At 59.3% G+C, this 16,908-nt stretch carries 18 protein-coding genes; 13 read left to right on the top strand and 5 right to left on the bottom strand.

Features of this window, described 5'->3' with window-relative positions:
* Positions 1-219: 219 nt before the first annotated feature.
* On the top strand, positions 220-609 hold the full coding sequence (locus QMK55_RS22990; protein ID WP_102355626.1) for a hypothetical protein: 390 nt from the start codon (positions 220-222) through the stop codon (positions 607-609).
* Here the strand turns inward: QMK55_RS22990 and QMK55_RS22985 are convergent.
* A complete protein-coding gene (locus QMK55_RS22985) occupies positions 585-1,577 on the bottom strand; it encodes a GlxA family transcriptional regulator (RefSeq protein WP_320330012.1) in 993 nt (330 codons plus the stop codon). The two genes, QMK55_RS22990 and QMK55_RS22985, sit on opposite strands and share 25 nt — an antisense overlap.
* Before the next feature lie 90 nt (positions 1,578-1,667).
* On the opposite strand from QMK55_RS22985, the gene inhA reads away from it, so the two are divergent.
* The 4 genes from inhA (at position 1,668) to QMK55_RS22965 (ending at position 5,761) form a co-directional block, all read left to right on the top strand.
* Positions 1,668-2,354, top strand: coding sequence for an isonitrile hydratase (inhA, locus tag QMK55_RS22980; protein ID WP_102355628.1), 687 nt, complete (start codon positions 1,668-1,670; stop codon positions 2,352-2,354).
* 307 nt (positions 2,355-2,661) lie between these two features.
* On the top strand, positions 2,662-3,453 hold the full coding sequence (locus QMK55_RS22975; protein WP_102355630.1) for a CPBP family intramembrane glutamic endopeptidase: 792 nt from the start codon (positions 2,662-2,664) through the stop codon (positions 3,451-3,453).
* Between the two features lie 102 nt (positions 3,454-3,555).
* On the top strand, positions 3,556-5,121 hold the full coding sequence (locus QMK55_RS22970; protein WP_097087658.1) for a methyl-accepting chemotaxis protein: 1,566 nt from the start codon (positions 3,556-3,558) through the stop codon (positions 5,119-5,121).
* A gap of 172 nt (positions 5,122-5,293) precedes the next feature.
* Positions 5,294-5,761 carry a hypothetical protein gene (locus tag QMK55_RS22965; RefSeq protein WP_102355631.1) on the top strand — a complete coding sequence of 156 codons (468 nt, stop codon included), beginning with the start codon at positions 5,294-5,296 and terminating at the stop codon, positions 5,759-5,761.
* 290 nt (positions 5,762-6,051) lie between these two features.
* Here QMK55_RS22965 and QMK55_RS22960 read toward each other — a convergent pair whose 3' ends face one another.
* Positions 6,052-6,417 carry a DUF6124 family protein gene (locus QMK55_RS22960; RefSeq protein ID WP_102355632.1) on the bottom strand — a complete coding sequence of 122 codons (366 nt, stop codon included), beginning with the start codon at positions 6,415-6,417 and terminating at the stop codon, positions 6,052-6,054.
* Positions 6,418-7,569: 1,152 nt separating this feature from the next.
* On the bottom strand, positions 7,570-8,262 hold the full coding sequence (locus QMK55_RS22955; protein ID WP_102358147.1) for an alpha/beta family hydrolase: 693 nt from the start codon (positions 8,260-8,262) through the stop codon (positions 7,570-7,572).
* Positions 8,263-8,357: 95 nt separating this feature from the next.
* Between QMK55_RS22955 and ccoN (QMK55_RS22950) the strand changes: the two genes are divergently transcribed.
* The 8 genes from ccoN (QMK55_RS22950) to ccoP (QMK55_RS22915) all read left to right on the top strand — a co-directional run bounded on the left by ccoN (QMK55_RS22950) (position 8,358) and on the right by ccoP (QMK55_RS22915) (position 15,258).
* Positions 8,358-9,782: a cytochrome-c oxidase, cbb3-type subunit I gene (gene ccoN, locus QMK55_RS22950; protein WP_320330011.1), complete on the top strand. Its 1,425-nt coding sequence runs from the start codon at positions 8,358-8,360 to the stop codon at positions 9,780-9,782.
* Between the two features lie 10 nt (positions 9,783-9,792).
* Positions 9,793-10,401, top strand: coding sequence for a cytochrome-c oxidase, cbb3-type subunit II (ccoO, locus tag QMK55_RS22945; protein WP_003223389.1), 609 nt, complete (start codon positions 9,793-9,795; stop codon positions 10,399-10,401).
* A 5-nt stretch (positions 10,402-10,406) separates the two neighbouring features.
* Entirely contained in the window at positions 10,407-10,604 is a 198-nt protein-coding gene (locus QMK55_RS22940; RefSeq protein ID WP_102358145.1) for a cbb3-type cytochrome oxidase subunit 3, read from the top strand.
* On the top strand, positions 10,601-11,551 hold the full coding sequence (gene ccoP / locus QMK55_RS22935) for a cytochrome-c oxidase, cbb3-type subunit III (RefSeq protein ID WP_320330010.1): 951 nt from the start codon (positions 10,601-10,603) through the stop codon (positions 11,549-11,551). Before QMK55_RS22940 ends, ccoP (QMK55_RS22935) begins: the two co-directional genes overlap by 4 nt.
* Before the next feature lie 484 nt (positions 11,552-12,035).
* Positions 12,036-13,478 (top strand): cytochrome-c oxidase, cbb3-type subunit I, encoded by a 1,443-nt coding sequence (ccoN, locus tag QMK55_RS22930; RefSeq protein WP_102358142.1) that lies wholly within the window; start codon positions 12,036-12,038, stop codon positions 13,476-13,478.
* Positions 13,478-14,086, top strand: coding sequence for a cytochrome-c oxidase, cbb3-type subunit II (gene ccoO, locus QMK55_RS22925; protein WP_024164411.1), 609 nt, complete (start codon positions 13,478-13,480; stop codon positions 14,084-14,086). Before ccoN (QMK55_RS22930) ends, ccoO (QMK55_RS22925) begins: the two co-directional genes overlap by 1 nt.
* A gap of 6 nt (positions 14,087-14,092) precedes the next feature.
* A complete protein-coding gene (locus QMK55_RS22920) occupies positions 14,093-14,278 on the top strand; it encodes a CcoQ/FixQ family Cbb3-type cytochrome c oxidase assembly chaperone (RefSeq protein WP_003175465.1) in 186 nt (61 codons plus the stop codon).
* A complete protein-coding gene (gene ccoP, locus QMK55_RS22915; protein ID WP_102358141.1) occupies positions 14,275-15,258 on the top strand; it encodes a cytochrome-c oxidase, cbb3-type subunit III in 984 nt (327 codons plus the stop codon). The genes QMK55_RS22920 and ccoP (QMK55_RS22915) overlap by 4 nt, the downstream gene beginning before the upstream one ends.
* Before the next feature lie 54 nt (positions 15,259-15,312).
* Here the strand turns inward: ccoP (QMK55_RS22915) and QMK55_RS22910 are convergent, their stop codons facing one another.
* Entirely contained in the window at positions 15,313-16,317 is a 1,005-nt protein-coding gene (locus QMK55_RS22910; RefSeq protein ID WP_320330009.1) for a metallophosphoesterase family protein, read from the bottom strand.
* A gap of 147 nt (positions 16,318-16,464) precedes the next feature.
* Entirely contained in the window at positions 16,465-16,620 is a 156-nt protein-coding gene (locus tag QMK55_RS22905; protein ID WP_158242607.1) for a hypothetical protein, read from the bottom strand.
* Between the last annotated feature and the right edge of the window lie 288 nt (positions 16,621-16,908).

The raw sequence follows: 16,908 nt of genomic DNA, 5'->3' as shown, positions 1-16,908 counted from the left end.
CTTTGCGACTGCTGCGCAGCCGATCGGGGATAAATCCCCTCGCCACAGAGGGTGTGACTTGATGCCTGCATCTGTTAAACAAATCCCACCCAATTCCCCCCCTGCAACTTGCACTTACACCCTGAAATACCTTGTTGCCAGCTGTTACATCCCCCCCTACCATCCACCGCAACGGGCACAGCGGAGCTGTCCAATAAAACCCGAATTCAAGGAACCAGAATGACCCAGCACGTCCACCGTCCCATCGCCACGCCCCTGCGCACCGGCCTGACCCGCACCCAACTCTGGGAAGCCGCCGACAAAGGCCTGATCAAATGCTGGGAAATCGGCCGCCAGCGCGCCGTACGCTTCCCCGACCTCGCGCAACGCTGCTGTGCCAATGAACTGCCGGTACTCGGCTGGAAAGGTGGCGTGAGCCGGAGCCTGAAGAAGAACGAGAAATACGGTTCGCTGAAGTATCTGGCGCAGTGGCAGGGCTTACGTGGTGAGGATCTGGATATTGATCTGGCTGAAGAACGTGCACTGACCTGTTCGCGGACGAAGATGCGGGTAACGTTTACCCCGGATCGGACGAAGTATTTCAATCAGGTGGCGGAAGCTGAGGCTTGATCTGCAACAGCACTGACCGAAAACCGCTCCCGATACGCCTGCGGCGTCACGCCAAGCGCCCGTAGAAAACTGCGCCGCAACGTCTCTTCACTGCCAAACCCGCAATTGGCCGCAATGCGCTTGACCGGCAGCCCGGTGTCACTGAGCAGACGCCGGGCGGTTTCGACGCGGATCAGTTCGATGGCGCGGGCCGGGGTCTGACCGGTGTCGGCGCGATAGTGGCGGACGAAGCTGCGTTCGCTCATGCAGGCCTGTTCGGCCAGGGTCGGCACGCCGAGGTCGCAGGTCAGGTTTTCGGCGATCCAGGCGTGCAGCTCGTCAAAACGATTGCCCTGATTTTGCAGGGCCAAGGTCACGCTGAATTGCGATTGCCCGCCCGGGCGTTTGAGGAACACCACCAGGTGCCGGGCGACGTCGAGGGCGATGTCGCGGCCGAGGTCTTGTTCGACCATCGCCAGCGCCAGATCGATGCCGGCGGTGACGCCCGCCGAGGTCCAGACCGGGCCGTCGTTGATGAAGATCGGATTGGCTTCGACTTGCAGCTTCGGATGCTGCTGCGCCAGTTGCTCGCAGCGGGTCCAGTGGGTGACCACGCGGCGGCCGTCGAGCCAGCCGCTGGCTGCCAATAGAAAGGCGCCGGTGCACACCGAGGCCACGCGGCGGCAACTGGCGGCGTGTTCGCGCACCCAGTCCACCAGGGCCTCATCCTCGGCCGCCGGGTAAATGCCCCAGCCTCCGGCAATGATCAAGGTATCGCTGGCCTCCTGCGGCAACGGCTCGGCCAGTACCGCCAGCCCTGCCGAAGACATCACCGACCCGCCCTCGCGGGCAATCACCGACGGCGCATACGGTACGGGCAAGCCGCGCTGGCGGGCGATGTCGTTGGCCGAGGCGAAGACTTGCAGCGGCCCGGTGACGTCGAGGATCTGCATGTTGGCGAACGCGAGTACGTGAATGGCTTTGGGCATTTTGGCGTAATTGGTGGGGTTATTGGCGTATACGCCAGAACCTACGCGCCTACAGTGAAGCCGTCCACCCCTCAAATGGAGAAATACCCCATGACGTTGCAGATCGGTTTTCTGTTGTTTCCACAGGTGCAGCAACTGGACCTGACCGGCCCTTATGACGTACTGGCCTCGCTGCCGGACGTAAAGATGCACCTGATCTGGAAGGATCTGGTGCCGGTCACTGCCAGCACCGGCCTGCTGCTGAAACCGACCATCAGCTTCGACGACTGTCCGGACCTGGATGTGATCTGCGTGCCCGGAGGCGCCGGGGTCGGCGCGTTGATGGAAGATGAGCAGACGCTGGGGTTCATCAAGCGTCAGGCGGCGCAGGCTAGGTATGTGACGTCGGTGTGCACCGGCTCCTTGGTGCTGGGCGCGGCGGGACTGCTGCAGGGCAAACGCGCGACCACCCACTGGGCCTATCACGAACTGCTGCCGAAGCTCGGCGCGATTGCGGTGCAGGATCGGGTGGTGCGCCACGGCAATCTGTTTACCGGTGGCGGGATTACGGCGGGGATCGACTTTGCGCTGGTGCTGGCCGCCGAACTGGTGGGAGCCGAGGCGGCACAGTTGATCCAGTTGCAACTGGAATATGCGCCGGCACCGCCGTTTGAATCGGGCAGTCCGGAGACGGCACCGAGTGCTGTCGTCGAAGAGGCTCGTAATCGTGCAGCGGCGTCGTTGAAGACGCGTACGGCGATTACTGAACGCGCGGCAGCGAAACTCAATTTGAGCTGATTCCTCAGCCACACAAAGATCCCCTGTGGGAGCGGGCTCACTCCTACCGGGGACTGGGGGTTGGATCGGGATGGGTGGCTTGCCGCTGGACCATTGTAGGAGTGAGCCTGCTCGCGAAAGCGGTAGGTCAGGCAACATTGATGTCGAATGGGCCGACGCCTTCGCGAGCAAGTCCGCTCCCACAGTTGGGATCTGTGTCTGACGATAGTATTTTGTGTTGTCCCCACCTCCCGCCACACCTTTACTTGTCCCCACGCCCCCGTCCGTGTAGAAAGCCCTTCCACAAAATTCTGCACAAGGACTTTCGATGAAGGCGTTGCCATGGCTCTATTTGGCCCTTCTCAGCCTCGGTTATGGATGGGCGCTGAGCATTGGCCACCTCGGCTGGCTCGCGCTGATCTCGGTCGGATTGTTGCTGGTGGCCGGTTTCGCCGTGCGCCAACAGCAGGTACCGGTGGCGCGTCTGCTCGGGCACGCTCTGTTCATCTTCCTCGCCCTGTCGCTGGCGTTGCACTGGTTGCCGGGGTTCGACAACGGTCGGGCCATCGCCCGGCTGCGTTTCACCGACGACGCCGTGCCGTTCGCGATGTACCTGAACCTGGACAAGCCCTTGATCGGCTTCTGGCTGCTGCTGGCCTGCCCGTGGATTGTCGCGGCACGTTCGCTGCGCCTGACAGCGTACGCCAGCGTCCTCGCCCTGACGTTGAGCGCAGTCCTGGCGCTGGGCGGCGCGCTGTTGTTCGGGATGATTGCCTGGGCACCGAAGTGGCCCGATCAGGCATGGCTGTGGCTGCTGAACAATCTGCTGCTGGTGACCCTGGTCGAGGAGGCGCTGTTTCGCGGCTACATACAGGGAGGCTTGAGCCGGCTCTTCAAGCGCCTGCCCCATGGCGACAACCTCGCGCTGCTGCTGGCTTCGCTGATCTTTGCCCTGGCGCATTTCGGCGCGGGATGGCAGTGGATGCTGCTGGCGGGGCTGGCGGGGGTTGGCTATGGTCTGGCCTACCGTTTTGGCGGCCTCGGTGCGGCGATCGCCACGCATTTCGGGCTGAATCTGCTGCATTTTGGCCTGTTCACCTATCCGATGCTCGCCGGCTGAAGCAAGCGCCGTTTTGCGACGCTGTGCTGATTATTGAAAAAAAATTTCAATAAAAAGCTGTCACCGCCGACAACCTTTCAAAGCCTTGCGGATTGAAAAACCATGCGTAATAACCAGCCCATTACACAACGCGAACGGACTTTCCCGGCTCAGCAGCGGTTGATTTCCACAACCGACGCCAAGGGCGTGATCACCTACTGCAACGACGCTTTCGTCGAAATCAGCGGGTTTTCGCGTGAGGAACTGATCCGTGCGCCGCACAACCTGGTCCGTCACCCCGACGTGCCGGCTGCGGTGTTTTCGCACATGTGGGGCACACTGAAACAAGGCTTGCCATGGATGGGCATTGTCAAGAATCGCTGCAAATCCGGTGACCACTACTGGGTGAACGCCTATGTAACACCGGTGTTCGACGGCAATCAGGTGGTCGGTTACGAGTCGGTGCGGATCAAACCCACCGCCGAACAGATCCGCCGTGCCGAAGCGCTCTACCAACGCATCAACCAGGGCAAGTCGGCGATCCCTTCCAGCGATAAATGGCTGCCGGTGCTGCAGGACTGGCTGCCGTTCATTCTGGTCAGCCAACTGAGCTTCGTGATCGGCGCGACCCTGAACTCGCAATGGGGCTTCGCTCTGGCCGCCGGTTTGTCAGTACCGCTGGGCCTGATGGGCCTGCAATGGCAACAACGCGGGCTCAAACGCCTGCTGCGCCTGGCCGAGCAAACCACCTCCGACCCGCTGATCGCGCAGATGTACACCGACAGCCGTGGCGCCCAGGCGCGTCTGGAAATGTCGATCCTCAGCCAGGAAGCCCGCCTGAAAACCTGCCTGACCCGTCTGCAGGATACTGCCGAACACCTGACCGATCAGGCCAAGCAGTCCGACGCCCTGGCGCACAACAGCTCCAGCGGTCTGGAACGTCAGCGCGTGGAAACCGAACAGGTCGCCACCGCCGTCAACCAGATGGCCGCCACCACCCAGGAAGTGGCAAGCCACGTACAGCGCACTGCTGACGCGACTCAGGAAGCCAATCGCCTGACCGGTCGCGGTCGTGACATCGCCGGCGAAACCCGCGAAGCCATTCAGCGTCTGTCCGTAGTCGTCGGCGAAACCGGCCTGACCGTGACCCAACTGGCCAAGGACAGCGACGAAATCGGCGGCGTGGTCGACGTGATCAAAGGCATCGCCGACCAGACCAACCTGCTCGCCCTCAACGCTGCGATCGAAGCCGCGCGTGCCGGTGAAATGGGCCGTGGTTTTGCCGTGGTAGCTGACGAAGTGCGTCAACTGGCGCAACGCACCAGCGAATCGACCGGGCAGATTCACGCCCTGATCGCCAAGTTGCAGCAAACGGCTTCGAGTGCCGTGCAAACCATGGAAGCCGGGCATCGTCAGGCTGAAGAAGGTGTGGCGCGGGTACTGGAAGCGGATCAGGCGTTGGTCGGGATCAGTGAAGCGGTGGCCAACATCACCGACATGACCACGCAGATCGCCGCTGCGACCGAAGAGCAAAGTGCGGTGGCTGAAGAGATCAGCCGCAACATCAGCAATATTTCGGAGTTGGCGGATCAGACGTCGGAACAGGCGCATAACTCGGCGTTGCTGAGTGAAGAGCTGACGAAGACGGCGAATACGCAGTACTCGTTGGTGGAGCGGTTTAACCGCTGATTGAGCTGGCGATAACAAAAACCCCGGACAGCGAAAGCTTCCGGGGTTTTTATTGCCTGCACTACCTGTCAGATCTGACAGTAGACGCACATCTGTTCGAGCGGGTATCAAGAGAAACCGTAATTGCAGTCGGTTGTAACACCTCCTCTTACTCGAAAAGGCAGGTTTGACAATGACCACTCAAGTTATTTTTCTCCCGAAAAAGCCACTGGTGCGCGATGACAAATTTCAATGGAAATTGGGCGGTAAACAGAAAACAGCCAAATTCAGATCTTTCTATCGGGGCGAGTTTTTTGGTGAGCCGTATTGGGCCATTAGTGGTGGAACGGGAAATTTCGACGATGAAAGCTATTTTGCTTTCTCCATGACGCTGCTCTACCAATCCGATGAGGCACTCACAGGCGTCTATAACCTCAGCGACGGGCTGACATTTGGACATAGCCATTGGATCCCTGCGCCGCCGGGATTTACCGGAATGGCTACGGTAGACGCGGACTCGGCGACTCTCAGCATCAAATATGACCCTGAAACGGACATCGCTACGGGATCATTCGAGGCCGTGTTCAAAAGTCATCGCTATCGTCTGAATCCCAAGGGAACTTTCACCATGACCAGGCTGAGACCACCTGAAGCCGACTGACACTGGCAGAGTTGATCGCTGCCACTTCGGGCAAGTCCCCATCGAGGTACATCGAAAGATGACACCGTGCAGGAGCTGCCGCAGGCTGCGATCTTTTGATCTTGGAAGCCCGAACGGCGAAAGCTGTCCGGGCTTTTTCTTTTTGATCTGGAATTTGTGGAGTCTGGCAGGCCTCATCGCGAGCAGGCTCACTCCTACAGGGGATCGTTGTCGGGCTCACAATCTGTGATCACCGCAGATCCAATGTAGGAGTGAGCCTGCTCGCGAAGAGGCCATAACAGCCAGCGAAATTACTGAGGCAACTTCAGCTTATCCAGCAGCCGATTGACCAACAGCTCGTTGAGCATGATCACCTGTTGCAGCGCCAGCAGCGGTTTGCGCTCCGGACCGCCTATTGAATTGGCGATATTACCGGCCATGGCATGGGCGTATGAAAGCGACTCGCTCGCCTCGACCAGCAGGGTTTCGTCATCCAGCGTGGGGTCGACGAGATAGACCGGGCGAAATTTTGGCGAGCTTGGTGGAGCCCCCAGGGCTTCGGGTCGGAGGTAGTAGTCGAGGGCGCGATCGGTTGCGTCTTTGATCTTTTGCGGGCTGAGCGCTGGGTCGTGGGGGATTGGATCGGTAACGGGCGGGTTTGGTGTGATTTTGAACATAGGTGTAACTCCAGTTTCGAATATTAGGAGCCATCACCCTCGCTACCAAACGAGTGGGTGGTGGCCATACGTGGGTTGGTAGACCGGTCGAAACGGGAAACCCGGCGCTCACGAATGAGCCCCACGCATGTCCACCATAAAAATCTGAGCCCCCAGAAAGGGGCTGCATACGGTGACACAATACGGTTTCGAAGCGGGCTACCAAACCCGATCACTGTTTTTCAGTGACAGGGACACGATACAACCCACCTCATAGCCGCGTAAGCAGGCGGATTCTGGCGTACGCGTAGGTAACGGCGCAAGGTGTTGTAGGCCCCGTGGCGTAACGGGTTGTGTAATTTAAACGTGCTCACAAAATCATGTTTGTGCACGGGAAATGCCGGACAGTGAGCGCTTCCAGTTCTTTATCGTGTCAGCGAAATTGCCCCTCACCCTAACCCTCTCCCAGAGGGAGAGGGGACTGACCGAAGTGTTTGGGAGAGCTACGCCGACGTGAAATACCGAGCTGAACTCAGATTCTGAAACAGATCAAAAGCCCCTCACCAACCCTCTCCCATAGGGAGAGGGGACTGAGCGAAGTGTTTGGGAGAGCTACGCCGACGTGCGATACCGAGTTGAACCCAGATTCTGAAAGGCTCACAAATCGGCTCCCTCTCCCTCTGGGAGAGGGCTGGGGTGAGGGGCGAATCCACCACAAATCCAAAGCCGACCACGCTGTGCTTCTCACCACTCAACAGGATGAGCGTTAGCTCGGCTGCCGCTCTTGATCTTGATCCACGAGCGACGTCGGAAGGCTGAGTGGAGGGATTGATCCGGGCGTGGGAGCGCAGCGACCGTTTGGCGCAGCCAAACACAGCGAGAGGAGGTGCAGCGAAGCAAACCGTAGGCGCTGCGCCCGGATCGATCCCGCAGCGAAGGAACCCCGAGCCTTAGCGAGCGGGCCGTACGTAGGAGCAAGCGTTTTTTTGCTTACTTTTTTTAGGCGTTTGTAAAAAAAGTGAGTCGCCGTCAGGGCGAAACCCTAAGTGGCCGTTACGGCAGCAATGGATATGTACTCAGATTGAAAAATGTGTCGCGTTCAAGATCTACCCCCTCACCCCAGCCCTCTCCCCCAAGGGGGCGAGGGGGAAAGGGAGCCGATCTCTATGGAGTTCAGAATTTTGGTGAACCCTTGAGAGTTTCGGCTACCCTCTGCGCGGCGGCAGCCAAATGCTGCTCATGCGTAAACCCGGAAACCCTAAGCGGCTTCAAATCATGATCCCCCGCCGCCAACCAAAACACCTCAATACTCGGCGATAGATCGTAAGCCTCGACAGCGCCCCGACTCCCCAACGCATCCCGCTCGCCCTGAACAATCAACGTCCGCGTCCGCAAAGAAGCCAAATGCTCAACCCGAGGCTTCTCCGGCTTCCCAACCGCATAAAACGGATAACCCAGGCAAACCAACGCATCCGCGCCAAGCTCATCGGCAAGCAGACTCGCCATCCGCCCACCCATAGACTTCCCGCCCACGGCCAAAACCCCAGTGACATGACGTCGCACCTCGGCATACACCTCACGCCAGCATTCCTGCAATTTCGCAGCAGGATTCGGCGGCCGCTTCACCCCATCAACCCGCCGCTGCGCCATATACGCAAACTCAAACCGCAACACGTTCACACCCAGTGCAGCAAGGCGCCGAGCCATATCGTTCATCCAGTCACTGTCCATCGGCGCACCAGCACCGTGGGCAAGGATCAACGTCGCAGAAGCCTCACCACTGGCGGCGTTCCAAAGCCACCCACGATCCCGCACGCACTGCGCCCATTGATCCCCGTCAATACTGGCCTTGTGCTGTTTGTCCATGCTTGCCTCGCTTTTAGTCTGCCTATAACTCCAGACGAAGGATTCGCCGCGTGTCTTGCGCGCGCTCACTTCGGCTGAACCGTGGATGGGGAACCATGAACACTTCTATCAGTACCGCCTACAACTACAAGGTGGTCCGCCAATTCGCCATTATGACGGTGGTGTGGGGCATCGTCGGCATGGGCCTCGGGGTTTTTCTCGCGGCCCAATTGGTCTGGCCCGAACTCAACTTCAATTTGCCCTGGACCAGTTTCGGCCGTCTGCGCCCGCTGCACACCAACGCGGTGATCTTCGCGTTCGGTGGCTGTGCGCTGTTCGCCAGTTCGTTCTACTCGGTGCAACGCACCTGCCAGACGCAATTGTTTGCGCCGAAAATCGCCGCGTTCTGCTTCTGGGGCTGGCAACTGGTGATCCTGCTAGCGGCCATCAGCCTGCCACTGGGTTACACCAGCTCCAAGGAGTACGCCGAGCTGGAATGGCCGATCGACATCCTGATCACCATCGTCTGGGTCGCCTACGCCGTCGTGTTCTTCGGCACGATCATGCAGCGCAAGACCAAGCACATCTATGTGGGCAACTGGTTCTTCGGCGCGTTCATCATCACCGTGGCGATTCTGCACATCGTCAACAACCTTGAGTTGCCGGTGAGCTTCACCAAGTCCTACTCGGTGTACGCCGGTGCAACCGACGCGATGGTGCAATGGTGGTACGGCCACAACGCCGTAGGCTTTTTCCTCACCGCCGGTTTCCTCGGGATGATGTACTACTTCGTGCCGAAACAGGCCGAACGTCCGGTGTACTCGTATCGCCTGTCGATCGTGCACTTCTGGGCACTTATCACCTTGTACATCTGGGCCGGCCCGCACCACTTGCACTACACCGCGCTGCCGGACTGGGCACAGTCGCTGGGCATGGTGATGTCGCTGATTCTGCTGGCTCCGAGCTGGGGCGGCATGATCAACGGCATGATGACCCTCTCGGGCGCCTGGCATAAGTTGCGCAGCGACCCGATCCTGCGCTTCCTCGTGGTCTCGCTGGCGTTCTACGGCATGTCGACCTTCGAAGGTCCGATGATGGCGATCAAAACGGTCAACGCCCTCTCCCATTACACCGACTGGACCATCGGCCACGTACACGCCGGCGCCCTCGGTTGGGTAGCAATGATTTCCATCGGTGCGCTGTACCACATGATCCCGAAAATCTTCGGCAAAGCGCAGATGCACAGCGTCGGCTTGATCAACGCGCACTTCTGGCTCGCGACCATCGGCACCGTGCTCTACATCGCGTCGATGTGGGTCAACGGCATTGCCCAGGGCCTGATGTGGCGCGCGGTGAACGAGGACGGCACGCTGACCTACTCCTTCGTCGAAACCCTGGTGGCCAGCCACCCAGGCTTCGTCGTGCGGTTGGTGGGTGGGGCGATCTTCCTCAGCGGCATGTTCCTGATGGCTTACAACACCTGGCGCACCGTGCGGGCCTCGCAGCCTGCTGACGTCGTTGCTGCCGCGCAGATGGCCTGAGGAGTCCGCCATGAAACACGAAACGATTGAAAAGAACGTCGGCCTGTTGATGTTGCTCATGGTGTTTGCCGTGAGCATCGGCGGCCTGACCCAGATCGTCCCGCTGTTCTTCCAGGACGTCACCAACAAACCGGTGGAAGGCATGAAGCCCTACACCGCGCTGCAACTGGAAGGCCGCGACATCTATATCCGCGAAGGCTGCGTCGGCTGCCACTCGCAGATGATCCGGCCGTTCCGCGCCGAAACCGAACGCTACGGGCACTACTCGGTGGCCGGTGAAAGCGTGTGGGATCACCCGTTCCTGTGGGGTTCCAAGCGTACCGGTCCGGACCTGGCCCGGGTCGGCGCGCGCTACTCGGATGACTGGCACCGCGCGCACTTGTACAACCCGCGCAACGTCGTGCCGGAATCGAAAATGCCGGCCTACCCGTGGCTGGTCACGCAAGCGGTCGACAGCAGCCACACCGAAACCAAGCTCAAGACCATGCGCACCCTCGGCGTGCCGTACACCGACGACGACATCAGCGGCGCGGTCGCCAGCCTCAAGGGCAAGACCGAAATGGACGCCCTCGTCTCCTACCTGCAAGTGCTCGGCACTGCGATCAAGAGCAAGAGGTGAGCACGATGGTCATTGAAATGAGTGCAGGCCTGATTCGTGGCCTCGGCACGGTCGTGGTGTTCGTGGCCTTCGTCGGCCTGACCTTGTGGGTGTTCAACCGCAAGCGCACCCCGGAGTTCGCCGAAGCACGTCTGCTGCCGTTCGCTGATGAACCGCAACCCGACACTACCCCCGCATCTGAAACAAGGAGTACCCGGCCATGACCACCTTCTGGAGTACGTGGATCTGCGTACTGACCATCGGCAGCCTGATCGGCCTGACGTGGCTGCTGATCGGCACCCGCCGGGGCGAGACCAAGGGCAGCGTCGACCAGACCATGGGCCACAGCTTCGACGGCATCGAGGAGTACGACAACCCGCTGCCGCAGTGGTGGTTCATGCTGTTCGCCGGCACGCTGGTGTTTTCCGTGGGCTATCTGATCCTTTATCCGGGCCTGGGCAACTGGAAAGGCATCCTGCCCGGTTACGAGGATGGCTGGACCGGCGTCCACGAGTGGGAAAAAGAGATGAACAAGGCCGACGCCAAGTTCGGGCCGATTTTCGCCAAGTTCGCCGCCATGCCGCTGGAAGAAGTGGCGAAGGATCCGCAGGCGCTGAAAATGGGTGGCCGCCTGTTCGCCTCCAACTGCTCGGTGTGCCACGGCTCCGACGCCAAGGGCGCCTTCGGCTTCCCTAATCTCGCCGACAGCGACTGGCGTTGGGGCGGCGACGCCGAGACCATCAAGACCACCATCATGGGTGGCCGGATGGCGGCGATGCCAGCCTGGGGCGAAGTGCTCGGCGAGGCCGGGGTGAAAAACGTGGCCGCTTATGTGCGTCATGAACTGGCCGGTCTGCCATTGTCCGCCGACAGCAAGGCTGACCTGCAAGCCGGACAGCAGGCGTTCAGCACCACCTGCGTAGCCTGTCATGGGGCAACCGGCCACGGCACTGAAGCCATGGGGGCGCCGAATCTGACGCACCCGGCCGGATTTATCTATGGCACCAGCCTGACGCAGCTTGAGCAGACCATTCGCCATGGTCGCCAGGGCCACATGCCGGCGCAGAACGAACTGCTGGGCAACGATAAAGTGCAATTGCTTGCCGCTTATGTGTACAGTCTGTCGCACGGATTGAATACAGATAAACTGATTACTGAAGACAAAAAATAGAAAATATTGAACACACCTCTGCCGCACCATTCTCGGTGCGGCAGCATCCAGCCCCTTTGCGACGCATTGTCGCACCCCGTCACACCCTCTCCTTTCGAATCCCCCGATTCGGGTCTACGCTTGCTCGATGCGGACTGGCCCGTGCCGGTTCCAGGTCGACCTTGAGCGATGTGTTCGACAAATCGCCTGACTGACAGGGCGCAAAGCCCGGTAGATACCGGCTGTCGCGCCAATGACCGTCCGTCACCCGATCACTACGTTCGAACACACCCCGTTACAAGTGACCTGAACCCCTCGCTTTTTTCGTCCGCTGCGACATTTTGTCCGAGGCCAATTTTGTCCTTACGCGGCGTATGGAAAGGCCGCAGAATCAGCGTTGGAAAGCATTGACCCAGGTCATGGCGCGTTGCAATGACCCCCTGCTCTCTGCATACTTGCGGCCGATTTTAATCCTAATAAAACACCCAAACCGTGGAACCTTAGAATGAGCACAGCAATCAGTCCGACTGCTTATAACTATAAGGTAGTCCGCCAGTTCGCCATCATGACGGTGGTCTGGGGGATCCTTGGCATGGGGCTCGGTGTCTTCATTGCCTCGCAACTGGTCTGGCCGGAGTTGAACTTCGGTCTGCCGTGGACGAGCTTTGGACGCCTGCGCCCGTTGCACACAAACCTGGTGATTTTCGCCTTCGGTGGTTGTGCACTGTTTGCCACTTCCTACTATGTCGTGCAGCGAACCTGCCAGACGCGACTGATTTCCGACAGCCTCGCGGCCTTCACCTTCTGGGGCTGGCAAGCGGTCATCGTCGGCGCGATCATTACCTTGCCGCTGGGTTACACCACTACCAAGGAATACGCGGAGCTGGAATGGCCACTCGCCATTCTGCTGGCGATTGTCTGGGTCTCCTATGGGCTGGTGTTCTTCGGCACTATTACCAAGCGCAAAACCAAGCACATCTATGTCGGTAACTGGTTCTACGGCGCGTTCATCGTCGTCACGGCGATGCTGCACATCGTCAACCACGCTTCCCTGCCGGTGAGCTTCTTCAAGTCCTACTCGGCCTATGCCGGTGCGACAGACGCGATGATCCAGTGGTGGTACGGCCACAACGCCGTGGGCTTCTTCCTGACCACCGGTTTCCTGGGGATGATGTACTACTTCGTGCCGAAACAGGCCGAACGTCCGATCTACTCCTATCGCCTGTCGATCGTGCACTTCTGGGCACTGATCACCCTGTACATCTGGGCCGGCCCGCACCACCTGCACTACACCGCACTGCCGGACTGGGCACAATCGCTGGGCATGGCGATGTCGATCATCCTCCTGGCACCAAGCTGGGGCGGCATGATCAACGGCATGATGACCCTGTCGGGCGCCTGGCATAAGCTGCGCACCGACCCGATCCTGCGCTTCCTCGTGGTCTCCCTGGCGTTCTACGGCATGTCGACCTTCGAAGGGCCGATGATGGCAATCAAGACCGTCAACTCGCTCTCGCACTACACCGACTGGACCATCGGCCACGTTCACGCCGGCGCTCTCGGTTGGGTAGCAATGATTTCGATCGGCGCGATCTACCACATGATCCCGAAACTGTTCGGTCGGGCGCAGATGCACAGCGTCGGTCTGATCAACGCACACTTCTGGCTCGCGACCATCGGTACCGTGCTGTACATCGCCTCGATGTGGGTCAACGGCATCACCCAGGGCCTGATGTGGCGTGCAATCAACGATGACGGCACCCTCACCTACTCGTTCGTCGAAGCGCTGCAGGCCAGCCACCCGGGCTACATCGTCCGTGCCCTGGGCGGCGCATTCTTCGCCAGCGGCATGTTCCTGATGGCTTACAACGTCTGGCGCACCGTGCGCGCCTCGAACCCGGCTGAAGCCGAAGCCGCCGCCCAGATCGCTGTCGTTGGAGCTCACTGATGAAGCATGAAGCTGTCGAGAAGAACATTGGCCTGCTGGCCTTCTTCATGGTCATTGCCGTCAGCATTGGCGGCCTGACCCAGATCGTTCCGCTGTTTTTCCAGGACGTCACCAACAAGCCGGTCGAAGGCATGAAGCCGCGTTCGGCGCTGGAGCTGGAAGGCCGCGACGTCTATATCGCCAACGGCTGTGTCGGCTGCCACTCGCAGATGATCCGTCCGTTCCGCGCCGAAACCGAACGCTACGGCCACTACTCGGTCGCCGGTGAAAGCGTCTGGGACCACCCGTTCCTGTGGGGTTCCAAGCGTACCGGTCCGGACCTGGCCCGTGTTGGCGGTCGTTACTCCGATGACTGGCAGCGTGCGCACTTGTACAACCCGCGCAACGTGGTACCTGAGTCGAAAATGCCGGCTTACCCGTTCCTCGTGGAAAACAAGCTCGACGGCAAAGACACGGCCAAGAAGATGGAAGTGTTGCGCACGCTCGGCGTCCCTTACACCGACGAAGACATCGCCGGGGCAAAAGACGCCGTGAAGGGCAAAACCGAAATGGACGCGCTGGTGGCCTACCTGCAAGGCCTGGGCACCATCATCAAAAGCAAACGGTGATTCTTAATGGATATCGGGATGATTCGTGGCCTGGGCACCGTCGTTGTGATGGTGGCCTTCATCGGTCTGGCGCTGTGGGTGTTCAGCCCCAAGCGCAAGTCGGAGTTCGAAGACGCGACCTTGTTGCCTTTTGCGGATGATCCCGAAGCCATCAAGCACGTCGAGCAAGCTTCTAGGAGTAACAAAGAATGACTACATTCTGGAGTCTGTACGTCACAGTCCTCAGTCTCGGTACGATCTTCGCCCTGACCTGGCTGCTGCTGTCGACCCGCAAGGGCCAGCGCAGCGAGCAGACGGAAGAGACCGTGGGCCACTCCTTCGACGGGATCGAGGAGTACGACAACCCACTGCCGAAATGGTGGTTCATGCTGTTCGTGGGCACCATCGTGTTCGCATTGGGTTATCTGGTGCTGTACCCGGGCCTGGGCAACTGGAAAGGCCTGCTGCCGGGCTACAACTACCTCGATAACGACAAGCAGACCGCGTTCGCCAATGGCAAGACCGGCTGGACCGGCGTGCACGAGTGGGAAAAGGAAATGGCTCGCTCGGACGCCAGGTTCGGTCCGATCTTCGCCAAGTTCGCGGCGATGCCGATCGAAGAAGTCGCCAAGGATCCGCAAGCACTGAAAATGGGTGGCCGTCTGTTCGCCTCCAACTGCTCGGTCTGCCACGGTTCCGACGCCAAGGGCGCTTACGGTTTCCCTAACCTGACCGACGCCGACTGGCGCTGGGGCGGCGAGCCGGAAACCATCAAGACCACTATCATGGGCGGTCGTCACGCGGTGATGCCGGCCTGGGCCGAAGTCATTGGCGAGCAAGGCGTAGCCGACGTGGCTGCCTTTGTCGTGAGCAACCTCGATGGCCGCAAGCTGCCGGAAGGCACCAAGGCTGACGTTGCCAACGGCCAGAAACTGTTCGCCGCCAACTGCGTGGCCTGCCACGGTCCGGAAGGCAAAGGCACCCCAGCCATGGGCGCGCCCAACCTGACCCACCCGGCCGCGTTCATCTACGGTTCGAGCTTCGCGCAACTGCAGCAGACCATCCGTTACGGCCGTCAGGGCCAGATGCCTGCGCAGGAACAACTGCAAGGCAATGACAAGGTGCACCTGCTGGCAGCGTATGTTTACAGCCTGTCCCACGGTGATAAACCAGCGGAAGCCGAGGCTCAGTAAGGCCAACGTCTGATGCACGGAAAAGCCCCCGTCAGTGATCTGTCGGGGGCTTTTTCATGGTCGACTGGCAAAGCTCGACTTCACCGGCACCGTGGCGACCGGCGTGCGTTTGCGCCACTGGTTGCCCTCGACCAGACTCACCTCCAGTTGCTTGCGATCCTTGGAAAAACTGGCGGTCAGGTACGTCTCCTGTGAAGCCGCACCGCTGAGGAACATCGGCACGCTGCCGATGTAAGTCTTGCTGCCGCCGTCGGTATGGAAATGGCCGGCGAACATCGCCGTCACCTGATACTTTTCGATCATTTCGCGAAAGCGCTTTTCCTGATCCCAACTGCCCGCCCAGTGATAAGGTTTGTGCATGTTGATAATGATCGCGTAGCCCTGAATCCGTGCCGCTCGCAAATCATTCTCCAGCCAATCCAGCGACTGCCTGATATCGAACGTGGTCGGATTCAAGGCGTGGGAAATCTTCACCTGGTAAGTCGGCTCATTGTTCAGCTGTACCAGATGTACCTCGCCAATGTTTTTTGAATAAGCCAGGCTGCCCAAGTAGTGCTTATTAAAAAGACTGCCGGTCACTTCAAGATCGAACTCATCGACTTTATCAACGTGATGATCACGATAATCGACAATACTGCCTGCCGCGCAACTTTCACTAAAACAGTCGTTCACATTATTCTGATAATCATGATTACCCAGTCCATAGAGAACGTTGTCACCAAAATACTTGTTCAACATCGACCTGATATATGAGCGCTGCCAGCCATGCCCGAACGCGGTCATGTCGCCATTGATCATTAATGGCACGGCAGCCTGCCCGCCCATCTCGCTGCGAAACTGCGCAATACTCTCGAACTGGCTTTCCACCAGCCATTTCGAGCGTTTTTCGAAGCTCGCGCTCGATTCATCTTCACCACTGTCCGATTTTTCCGTCCACGGGTATTGCGGGTCCGAGGCAAATACCATGTGCTGCGGAACACCTTCATTGGCAGCGGCAAATGAGCTCAACGATAACAGGCACAGACAAGCGAAAAGCTTTTTAACTTCCTTGTTCTTCATAACATTCCATTATTCGGTTAATTATCAAAACATGAACCTGCAACCGATGCGTTGCAGAACAGACATCAAGCTATTCGAAAACACTAAAAAACCAAAACCATTGAATTAACTAATGATATTTCTACAACATGGGTACAGCCGTTGAAATTAATACTTTGAGACACATGCCTGATGGACTCGACTCACCATGCTCTGTAGGGTCTTCCACAGCCCGATGATCTGCATCGGAACAACTTCAAGGATGAAGCCGCCATGCTGAATGACGACAAGACCCGACTGCCAGATGAGCAGAATCTCGCTCATGCCGATCACACGTGCGAGTCATGGGAGCCCCCCTTGGAATCCGTCGCACTGGCCCTGGGCGCATCGCTGCAAGCCGATTCCGCAAGCCCCCCAAAACCCCACAGAAACACCGGCAGTCTCGACAGCCTCGGTGGCGGCAGGCTGCCCTGAGCCTTGAAATCAGTTCTGTGTCAACCCGAGATGGCACCAGCCCTCTGTGAGGCCGTCTCGGCTCATGCCAGTGATGGACCGACTAACGGAGGGCGGGGCCCCGTCCTCCCCGATTGCCGCGCCGAAGGCAAAGTAGTA

It is taken from the genome of Pseudomonas sp. P8_229, assembly GCF_034008635.1.
Lineage (GTDB): Bacteria > Pseudomonadota > Gammaproteobacteria > Pseudomonadales > Pseudomonadaceae > Aquipseudomonas.
This window is presented reverse-complemented; position numbering and strand designations above follow the sequence as displayed.